Genomic DNA, 9,904 nt, shown 5'->3' with positions numbered 1-9,904 from the left:
GGCGCCCCCGCTCGTTCAGGGGACGGTCATGATCGGATTGGGCCGGATCATCCCTAGAAGATTTCGCGTGTCGTGTCAGAATCAGTCGACGATAGCCAATGGGAGTCATGATTGCCCCTGCCGCGTATGCAAATACGTTTTGAGCCTGCCACAGCTTTAAAGGCGGCGGCAAGCTCTGTCTGGAGTTGTCGGGGAATATCCCGAGGCGGATTAAAGCTCGCTTTCGCCCTGACGCAAACCGCGCGGCTTGACCCGCGGCGCGGTCGAGCGGATCAAACTGCCCGCACCATGTTCGGTAAACAGCTCTAGCAGCGAGGCATTCGGGACGCGGCCATCCAGAATGACCACAGCGCGAACGCCGTCCTCTAGCGCCTTCAAGGCGGTCTCGGTTTTGGGAATCATACCGCCTGCGATCGTGCCATCGGCAATCATCGCGCGCACCTGATCGGGATGCATCGAGGTCAGGACCTCGCCTTGCGCATCCTTGACGCCCGCCACATCGGTCAACAGCAAAAGCCGGTCGGCACGCAGCGCCCCGGCAATCGCACCGGCTGCGGTATCCCCATTCACGTTAAAGGTCTCGTTATCAGCCATTCCGGTTGCGACCGGGGCAATGACCGGGATCATCCCAGCAGTGTACAGATCGCGGATGATCTGCACATTCATCTCGACCGGGCGACCGACATAGCCCAATTCGGGATCATCGGCCTCGCAGACCATCAGATCGTCATCCTTGCCCGAGATCCCGACGGCGCGACCCCCAGCATCGTTGATCGCCTGCACGATGCGCTTGTTGACCAGCCCCGAAAGCACCATCTCGACGACCTCAACGGTCTCTTTGGTGGTGACACGCTTGCCGCGCACGAAATGCGATTCGATCCCCAGCTTGTCCAGCATCTCATTGATCATCGGACCGCCGCCGTGACAGACGACAGGGTGAATGCCGACCTGTTTCATCAGCACGATGTCACGAGCGAATTCGGCCATAGCCTCATCATCACCCATCGCATTGCCGCCGAATTTCACCACGACGACCGCACCCGAATACCGCTGCATATAGGGCAGCGCCTCGGAAAGAGTGCGGGCTGTGGCGGACCAGTCTCGGTTCATATCTTGCTTTCTCATTCTTTGCCCCTGCGCATCGCGCAAGACCCTAGGGCCAGAGCGCGCCCTCGTCCAGAGGCTCGCCGTCCGGCCTCAGGATCTATGCAATCGCTTTCTGCCGGTCACGCTGGCCCGGCAGTCATCTGAAAACGGTCGTGATACGATCAGGCCGCCCGGGCTGATTAGTCTAGCCCTGCGATAATCGCGCGCAATGTGGCGATACCATGGCCCTTTTCAGACGAGGTCACGACCAATTCAGGGTAAGCAGCCGGGTGCTTTTGCAGCTCTTCCTCGACCTGCGCAATCACCGCACTCAACGCTTGCGATCCGATCTTGTCGGTCTTGGTCAAGACCACCTGAAACGGCACCGCCGAGCGGTCGAGCAGTTTCATGATCTCGTGATCGACCTCTTTGACGCCGTGGCGCGAATCGATCAACGCAAAGGCGCGGCGCAGGGTCGGACGACCTGCCAGATAATTCTTAAGCAGCGCCTGCCATTTTGCGACCACCGCCACCGGCGCGCGGGCAAAGCCATAGCCCGGAAGGTCGACCAGATAGGCTTTCTCACCCAAGGCGAAATAGTTGATCTCTTGCGTGCGGCCCGGCGTATTCGAGGCGCGCGCTAAGCTGTTACGCCCGGTCAGCGCATTGATCAGGCTGGACTTGCCAACGTTCGAGCGTCCGGCAAAGCACACCTCTGGTCGATCGGCATCGGGCAGGCCGTTCATGGCGACCACACCTTTGACGAAATCGACTGGGCCGGCAAACAGCAGGCGGGCAGCCTCGGCTGCAGCGGGTTCCGGCTCGGGGGCCAGGGGGAATGAAACTTTCACAACGACACCTCATCGCCAATGCGGACCGTGCCGCCATTCACAACCTGCGCGTAAACACCGAAATCGCGATGCCCATACAACCTGTTCAGGGTCGCGGGCATATCGATGTCCAGCACGCCGGTTTCACTATTCGCCGAAGTCGCGGGGCAGCGCGTGATCGGCTCTACCACCCGCAACTCGACATCACCAAGCTTGAGGATCTGTCCGATCAACTCTCGCTCATATTGGGGGGCCCAACCCTTGACCCAGAAGTTTCCGCGCCAGCGGTTGGGCCCGATATCTTGACCGACCGCTTGCTCAAGCGCCGACAGGCTGTCCAGTGACAGGATCGACACATAGGGCTGGCTGACATCCGCCCAGGCGACAGGTGCACGCACAAGGCGCGTCGGCGCGGGAAAATCCTTGGGCCAAAGCGGACGAAGCCACGCGATCAGCTGCTCGCTCTGGGCTGCCGGGTCAAACTGCAAATCGGGCAGGTCGGGATGGCTTAGGGTGATGGTCGTGCCCGGCTGGGGCGTCGACCACCCGCCTTGAATCGCTTGAAGGGCCGCAGATTTGGCCCCTTGCAGAAAACATGATTTCGGAAGCCAGCGCTCGGGCATCACGCCTGCATGACGCTCGCCCCCTTCATGGAGAAGCGCCCAAAGCCGGTCTCCCGGCAGTGGGCGCGACGCCTGAAGCGTGACCTCTGCGATCCGCTCGCCCCCGATCGACTTGATCGGGTGGCGGCGGATCAGAGAGAGGGTTGCGGTCATTTTCCCTTGCCCGGCTTTTTGTCACCCTTGCGCGAAGGCATTCCGGCGCGGATGTTGCCAAACAGATCCGGGCGATGACCATGCATCGACATGATCGTGTACTGCTGGATAATCGTGATCGTGTTGTTCGCGATCCAGTACAGAACCAGCCCCGATGCAAATCCACCCAGCATGAACATGAAAATCCATGGCATCCAGGCAAAGATCATCTTCTGTGCCGGATCGGCGGGGGCGGGGTTCAGCTTTTGCTGAATCCACATCGAAATCCCCAGCACGATCGCAAGAATCGGCAGCGAGAAGGAATGCAGCATTGATCCCTGCCCCGGCGCGGCCCAAGGCAGCATGCCGAAGAGGTTCCACAAGCTGGTCGGATCGGGCGCAGAAAGGTCATGGATCCAGCCCAGCCAAGGCGCGTGACGCAGCTCGATCGTGACGAAGATCACCTTGTAGAGCGAGAAGAAGATCGGAACCTGCAGCAGCACCGGAAGGCAGCCCGCAGCCGGGTTCACCTTCTCGCGCTTGTAAAGCTCCATGATCTCTTTTTGGTACTTCATCCGGTCGTCGCCGGTGCGTTCCTTGATTGCTTCCATCTGCGGCTGCAATTCCTTCATCTTCGCCATCGAGATGTAGGATTTGCGTGCCAGCGGGAAGACGATTGTTTTCAAGATCACGGTCAGGGCAATGATCGACCAGCCCATATTACCAATGAAACCATGCAGCCAATGCAGCAGGCGGAAGATCGGCTTGGTCAGGAAATAGAACCAGCCCCAGTCGATCGAATCGACGAAACGTTCGATCCCGGGGTTTTGCTGATAGCCGTTGATAGTTTCCCAAACCTTGGCGCCAGCGAAAAGATAGCTGCTGGTCGAGACCGTCGCGCCCGGCGCGGCCGTGACCATCGGCATGCGCGCCTCGGTTTGATAGATATCCGCACCCGGCGCATATTTGACGACGGCCGTGAACGAGCTGCCCGGTGCGGGCGCCAGCGTGGTCATCCAATATTTGTCGGTAAAGCCGATCCAGCCGTTTTCGGAAACTTCGGTGATCTCGGCCGGACCCTCGCCATTGAGCGGCGACAGCTCGGCGATCTTTTTGTACTTCAGCTCAAGCAGCTTGCCGTCGGTCATCCCGACCGCGCCTTCGTGCAGCACGAAGAAATTCTGCGTATCGGGCTTACCGTGACGCGCCAGAATGCCATAAGGCGCAGCTGAAAACGCGGCGGTGCCTTTGTTTTCGACCGACTGGCTTACCGTAAAGAGATATTTGTCATCCAGTTCAAAGGTGCGACGGAAGATCTGCCCCGCGCCATTGTCCCAAACCAGCGTGACCGGATTGCCCGGCGACAGCGTCTCACCGGATTCGACCTGCCACAGCGTCGCGGGGCCAGGCACCAAAGCGGGATCGGTACCAGCCGCCGGCAACCAGCCGTAAACGGCATAATAAGGCTTTTGCACCGTCAGCTGCGCATCCGCGCCCGGCGCCACAGGCGAGCCAAGGGTCGCAAGCTCGGGCTGAGCGGTGGGCGACAACAGCCGCACATAGGGCGAATTGTCGTCAAGCGTTTCGTGATATTGTGCCAGCTCCAGATCGTCGACACGGCCACCGGCCAGCGAGATCGAGCCTTTCAGCGAAGGCGTCGAGATCGTCACCCGCCCAGCAGTCGCCGAAGGATCACTCGAAGCCTGCGTCCCAGCCGCACCCAGCGCGGGTGCCGCGGTGCCTGCCGCATTCGGTGCGGTCGGCAAAGCCGGGGTGGTGCCCTGCTGGCTTTCGGCGACCGGCGTTTCTGGCGCAGGTTCAGGTGCAAAGAAGATCGCCCAGCCGATCATGACGAGTGCAGAAAGCACCATCGCCAGGATCATGTTGCGGTTGTTATCATTCATGCAAGCGCACCCTTCGTCGATCATCTTCCATCGCGGTATCGCGCTGCTTCAACAGAAGGGACCGGCAAAGGTCAAGGGAATTTGCCTCAATGGTACCTTTCGCTTGGTCAATTTCGCGCGTTTGTGCCGCTTGAACGGGGTTGTGGGTACCTGGGTTTGATCCGGTGCGCAACGGCAGGTCGAGTTTCAGCTGATCCGTTTTCGTAGATGATCACGCCCGAAGCAGCGACACCGGTGGCGGTGTCTGATGCTGGCATTCCTCAAGATAGCCGATCATCAGATCTTGGGGCACAGCCCTGGCAACGCCCGGCCCCTGAACCTGCGCGATGCCAATCTGGGCCAGATAAGCATGTTCATGTGCCGAGCCGACATCTTCGGCAACGGTCACCAATCCAAGACGATCGGCCAAGGCCAGCACCGCCAGGATCATCACCTGCTGCCGCACAGAGCGGTCACAGCCTGTGATGATGTCTTCACCGATCCGCATTCGCGAGGCGGTGACCCGTGGGCGCCCAAAGGCGGGGCCTGCATCGTCTTTGGCAGCGCTGATAACCTCGATCTGGCAACCGGCGGCGGCCAGTCTTTCGATATTGGCAAGCGCAATCACGGGCGCGCCGTCCAATGTCACCTCCTCGGGGACGGAAATGACCAGACGAAGCGGTGGCACATCTTGTCGGTCCAGCTCCCATAACAGCAGATCGGCCAGATCGGGACGTATCAGCAGGCGCGGATCAAGACGCAGCGTCATGAAATCCAGGCCAAAGGCGTTCTGATCCCAATGGCGCAGCGCAGTCAAAGCCTCTGACACGGCCCGAAAGGTCAAATGGGCCAAGGCTTCGGCATCAATCAGCTGGTGAAAGCTATTTGGCGCAAGCATCCCATATACGGGATGGCGTAGCCGCGGTTCGATCTCGACGCCGATCACAACGCCCGTTTCAGTGCAATGTTGGGGAACGAACCACAATGCCAGCCAATCCGCGACGATGGGCGCGGGCGGCATCTTCGCACCCAGATAGGGCGGTTTTGCTAAAGTATAGGCGGCAACGAGGACATTCGTCGTCGTGCAATCAGCGGCCGTCGCGAAAAGACCGCGGGCGTGGTTGATCAGTTGATCGTCAGGGGTCGCTCCCAAAAGGTCGCGCAGGATAGCAATCTCGATCTTGGGTGCTGGACCAGACATGGGTTGCCGCCCCGCCTGCAAACGCGCTGCGCGCTGGTGCAGCTTGTCGGGGTCGGCATGATCAAAGATCAGGCAAAGCTCGCGCGCATCACGGCTTGCCACAACCCGCACGGCCCCCATGGAGCGCGCGAGATAGGACCGAGATTGGGCCATCAGCGGGGCCAAGTCAGCGGGGCTGGCCCCCGCCGCCCGATCCGAGCCATCGTCAAAGCGCAAAACAAGGGCCAGACGCCCGCACCTAAGCCGTGGGCGACGCCGCCAAAGCACTATTGTCAAAGCCAGGGCTGCTAGCCCGAATCCCAGCAAAAACCAGAGCATCCATCGACCCGAATCGTTCCATCCTTTCTGGATGATCGGGTAAATAGATTTGTGTTCAGTTAATGTTCGCGCAGCTTCGGAATATTTTCCTCAGTCGCACCGCTCGGCGCCGGATCAAGCGCGGAAAAATCGAACAGCTTCGGGTCAGGCAGATGGGACGGGCGCACATTCATCAAGGCGCGGAACATCACTTGTCGACGCCCCGCTGCGCGGCTTTCCCATTCATCAAGCAGCTTTTTCACCTGAACGCGCTGCAAGCCCTCTTGGCTGCCGCACAGATCGCAGGGAATCACCGGATAGCCCATGGCACGAGTGAATTTCTCGCAATCGGCTTCGGCAATGAACGCCAGGGGACGCAAAACGTTCAGATCCCCCTCTTCGTTCAGCAGCTTGGGCGGCATCGAGGCCAGTCGTCCGCCGTGGAACATATTCATGAAGAACGTCTCAAGGATATCATCGCGGTGGTGGCCAAGAACCACGGCGCTGCACCCTTCCTCGCGGGCGATGCGATACAGGTTTCCGCGACGCAACCGCGAGCAAAGCGCGCAATAGGTCCGCCCCGCAGGAACCTTTTCCTTCACGATGGAATAGGTGTCTTGGTATTCGATGCGATGGGGCACCTGACGCTGGGTCAGGAATTCGGGCAAAACGGTCGCGGGAAAGCCGGGCTGACCCTGATCCAGATTGCAGGCCAGCAGCTCGACCGGCAAAAGCCCGCGCCACTGCAGTTCGTGCAAAACGGCCAGCATCGTATAGCTGTCCTTGCCCCCCGACAGGCAGACCAGCCATTTATCGCCGGGTTTGACCATATCATAGGTTTCAATTGCGGCCCGGACATCGCGAACCAGCCGCTTGCGCAATTTGCGAAACTCGGTCGAGCTGGGCGCGCCGTGAAACAGGGGATGGATTTCGGCCATTTCATCGTCACGCTCGTCCAGATCGAGATCTTCGATCCCGTTTTGCGCGGCAAGCTCGATCGGATCAGAGGCGTTCATGGCAATCCCTTGAAGGTTCGGACCGGCCCGCAAAAAGGCTTAGGACGGGTCGCTATTGGAGTGATCGGGGCAATCGCCCCCGGTTCCCGGCACGGGATCATAGCCCTGCCCGCCCCAGGGGTGGCAACGGCAGATCCGGCGGGCGGTCAGCCAGCCGCCACGCAGGCCACCGTGACGTTCCAGCGCCTCAAGCGCATAGGCCGAGCAAGTCGGCTGAAAGCGGCAGCCATGGCCGACCCAAGGGCTGGCGACCAGCCGATAGCCGCGCACGGGCAAAGCCAGGATCCGCGCAAGCGGCGTCATGTCTTGGGGCTGCGCGGAGCGTGGACGCGCGCCACGGCCTCGGTCAGGTCTTTCTTCAGATCGGCAAAATCACGACCAACCGTCGCACCGGGGCGACCCACCAGCACATAATCCCAGCCCGGTTTCGCGATCGCAGGCAGGATTTCGCGAACCAAAGCGCGCAAGCGGCGCTTGGCGCGGTTGCGGATCACGGCATTGCCGATCTTTTTCGAGCAGGTATAGCCCACGCGAACCAAGGCATGATCGGCCTCATGTTCGGCGCGCTTGCGTGCCTGAAGCAAAAAGCCCGAGGTGCCCTGACGTCGCGCCGCAGCCGCCCGCAAAAAGTCGGGGCGATTGCGCAGCGTTTCGATCTGCACGACGGGATTGTTCTGCGCGGCTGAGTGTGCAAAAGCCGCCGCGCCAGAACCCATCGGCAGGACCTCGCGGTCAGCGTCAGGAGGCAACGACGGCATTGGCATTGGCCTTTCTTACGCCCGAAGGCGTAATATTACGCCGAAAGGCTCTTACGGCCTTTAGCGCGACGAGCGTTCAGAACGCGGCGGCCGCCTTTGGTTGCCATGCGCGCGCGGAAGCCGTGACGACGGGCGCGAACCAGGTTCGACGGCTGGAAGGTGCGTTTCGACATCGTTAAACTCCGGGGGTCGGGGCGCGCGACACAGGGATACCCCCCGAGCAAGCGCCGGTCTATTCGAGGACCGCTGGATAGTCGGGGGTCTTGCCCGAGTCAACCACTCTTGCCGCGCTTTCTTGACCAATTCGCACGAATAAGAAGCGAATTAGCGCAAGATGCCGCCGAAATGGAACCTGAACCGCCTCACGCCAGTTTGAACTGAGCGTCATCAAGGCCTATGTCCCTGTGACGCCGCCAAAAAGACGCGGCGAACGAGCAAAAGGTTGAAATGTCCCTGAACTCCCTCTCAGGCCGGTTCGCGCTCCTGACGGGCGTCTTCGTCCTTTTGGCCGAATTATTGATCGTTTTTCCATCAATCTCGAACTTTCGCCTGAATGCGCTCGAATCGCGGCTGGAACGTGCGCAGATTGCCAGCCTTGCCCTGTTGGCCACCGACGAATCGCTAGCAAGTGACCTCGAATCAGAGCTTTTGCAGAATGCGGGCGTGTTCAACGTCGTGCTGCGGCGCAATGATATTCGCCAGCTTGTGCTGTCCTCGCCGATTCCCGGACCGATCACTGATACCTATGATTTGCGTGAACAGCCCTTTTGGACGGCGATCGGTGACGCGGTGGTCCAGCTTTTCACCCCTCAGAATCGCGTGATTCGGGTCATTGGCGCGCCAGTCAAAGATGCGGGCCAGTTGATCGAGATCACGATGGATACGGCGGTCCTGCGGCAGGAAATGGTCGATTACGGCCTAAGAATGCTGCTGATATCGGCGGCCTTCTCGGTCATTACCGCGATTTTGTTGAACATTGTGGCGCAGCGTATGCTGTTGGTGCCGATCCGGCGCGTGATCAGGCATATGACAGCCTATGCCTCGGCGCCCGAAGACGCACGTTCGGTCATCACCCCAACAGCACGCCTTCGCGAGCTGAATGAAGCAGAGGTCGCCCTGGCCGCGATGCAGCGCACCGTTACCTCTGCGCTGAAGCAAAAGGCGCGGCTGGCACAGCTTGGTCAGGCGGTGGCGCGCATCAGCCATGATCTGCGCAACATTTTGACCACGGCACAGCTTTTTGCCGACCGCCTGGAAACCAGCGCCGATCCGGCTGTGCGTCGCGCGGCCCCCAAACTGGTGAATTCGATCACCCGCGCGGTGAATCTCTGCGAGACGACGCTTGCCTTTGGCAAAGCCGAAGAGCCACCCCCTGCCCTGTCACGCTTTAACCTTGCCACATTGGTCGCCGAGGTTGTCGAGGCAGAATCGCTGAACCTTAGCCAAATTGACGGCGCGCCCTCGGTCGAGTTTTTGACCGAAGTTGCGCCCAATGTGATGATCCGCGCGGATCGTGACCAGCTTTACCGTGTCCTGGGCAACCTGACCCGGAATGCGCGTCAGGCGATCGAAGGCACGGGCAAGCCCGGCACGATTGAAATCAGTGGCGGCGAAGATGACCATGAATGGTGGCTGCGCATCGGTGACACTGGTCCAGGCCTGCCGAAGAAAACCCGCGAGTTCCTGTTCCAGCCGTTTTCAGGGGGCTCGCGCAAGGGCGGCACCGGGCTGGGCCTTGCGATTGCCGCAGACCTTGTGCGCAACCATGGCGGTGTCCTGAAACTGATCCGCAGCGATGAGGAGGGAACTGAGTTTCGCCTGTCCCTGCCGCGCGAGCTTGCGGGCATTCGCAGCCCCGAAGAGGCTCTTGCACATTGAATGTTAAGAAAATGCAAAAAACATGATTTTCGCTCTTGCGACCCCCAGCAACTCTCTCTAGATAACGCCTCACAGCAGCGGACCCATAGCTCAGCTGGATAGAGCACCAGACTACGAATCTGGGGGTCGGGCGTTCGAATCGCTCTGGGTCCGCCATTTACTTCTTCTTCCCTTCGGGGGGACGGCAAGTAGATAGGGCG

General features: G+C 60.2%; 10 protein-coding genes, 1 tRNA gene and 1 pseudogene. 2 read left to right on the top strand and 10 right to left on the bottom strand.

All coding sequences use genetic code 11. The features are described from left to right. The 10 genes and pseudogenes from RTS12_RS18345 to rpmH form a co-directional block, all read right to left on the bottom strand. A pseudogene (locus RTS12_RS18345) lies at positions 1 to 109 on the bottom strand (histidine phosphatase family protein); the annotation flags it as partial. Between the two features lie 101 nt (positions 110 to 210). Further along, positions 211 to 1,110, bottom strand: coding sequence for an acetylglutamate kinase (argB, locus tag RTS12_RS18340; RefSeq protein WP_312531095.1), 900 nt, complete (start codon positions 1,108 to 1,110; stop codon positions 211 to 213). 176 nt (positions 1,111 to 1,286) lie between these two features. After that, a complete protein-coding gene (yihA, locus tag RTS12_RS18335; RefSeq protein WP_312531091.1) occupies positions 1,287 to 1,937 on the bottom strand; it encodes a ribosome biogenesis GTP-binding protein YihA/YsxC in 651 nt (216 codons plus the stop codon). Next, a complete protein-coding gene (locus RTS12_RS18330) occupies positions 1,934 to 2,692 on the bottom strand; it encodes an MOSC domain-containing protein (protein ID WP_312531089.1) in 759 nt (252 codons plus the stop codon). Before RTS12_RS18330 ends, yihA begins: the two co-directional genes overlap by 4 nt. Continuing rightward, the gene (yidC, locus tag RTS12_RS18325) at positions 2,689 to 4,575 is read right to left on the bottom strand and encodes a membrane protein insertase YidC (RefSeq protein ID WP_312531087.1); all 1,887 of its coding nucleotides are present in this window, start codon (positions 4,573 to 4,575) and stop codon (positions 2,689 to 2,691) included. Before yidC ends, RTS12_RS18330 begins: the two co-directional genes overlap by 4 nt. A gap of 211 nt (positions 4,576 to 4,786) precedes the next feature. Then, complete coding sequence (locus RTS12_RS18320; RefSeq protein ID WP_312531085.1) at positions 4,787 to 5,908, bottom strand: EAL domain-containing protein; 1,122 nt, start codon at positions 5,906 to 5,908, stop codon at positions 4,787 to 4,789. Positions 5,909 to 6,132: 224 nt separating this feature from the next. Further along, positions 6,133 to 6,990: a tRNA 2-thiocytidine(32) synthetase TtcA gene (ttcA, locus tag RTS12_RS18315; protein WP_312531094.1), complete on the bottom strand. Its 858-nt coding sequence runs from the start codon at positions 6,988 to 6,990 to the stop codon at positions 6,133 to 6,135. Between the two features lie 117 nt (positions 6,991 to 7,107). Next, complete coding sequence (yidD, locus tag RTS12_RS18310) at positions 7,108 to 7,371, bottom strand: membrane protein insertion efficiency factor YidD (RefSeq protein ID WP_312531083.1); 264 nt, start codon at positions 7,369 to 7,371, stop codon at positions 7,108 to 7,110. Continuing rightward, entirely contained in the window at positions 7,368 to 7,826 is a 459-nt protein-coding gene (rnpA, locus tag RTS12_RS18305; RefSeq protein WP_409455711.1) for a ribonuclease P protein component, read from the bottom strand. The genes yidD and rnpA overlap by 4 nt, the downstream gene beginning before the upstream one ends. 35 nt (positions 7,827 to 7,861) lie before the next feature. After that, positions 7,862 to 7,999, bottom strand: coding sequence for a 50S ribosomal protein L34 (rpmH, locus tag RTS12_RS18300; RefSeq protein ID WP_036742148.1), 138 nt, complete (start codon positions 7,997 to 7,999; stop codon positions 7,862 to 7,864). A 274-nt stretch (positions 8,000 to 8,273) separates the two neighbouring features. Here rpmH and RTS12_RS18295 point away from each other — a divergent pair, with 274 nt between their 5' ends. Together RTS12_RS18295 and RTS12_RS18290 are read left to right on the top strand one after the other, a co-directional pair. After that, positions 8,274 to 9,704 (top strand): HAMP domain-containing sensor histidine kinase, encoded by a 1,431-nt coding sequence (locus tag RTS12_RS18295; protein WP_312531069.1) that lies wholly within the window; start codon positions 8,274 to 8,276, stop codon positions 9,702 to 9,704. A gap of 79 nt (positions 9,705 to 9,783) precedes the next feature. Then, positions 9,784 to 9,860 (top strand) — tRNA-Arg (locus tag RTS12_RS18290). Positions 9,861 to 9,904 lie beyond the last annotated feature (44 nt).

This window comes from Paracoccus sp. (in: a-proteobacteria) (genome assembly GCF_032007265.1).
Taxonomy (GTDB): Bacteria; Pseudomonadota; Alphaproteobacteria; order Rhodobacterales; family Rhodobacteraceae; genus Paracoccus.
Note: the sequence above shows the minus strand (reverse complement) of the source record. Positions and strands in the feature narration are given on the sequence as shown.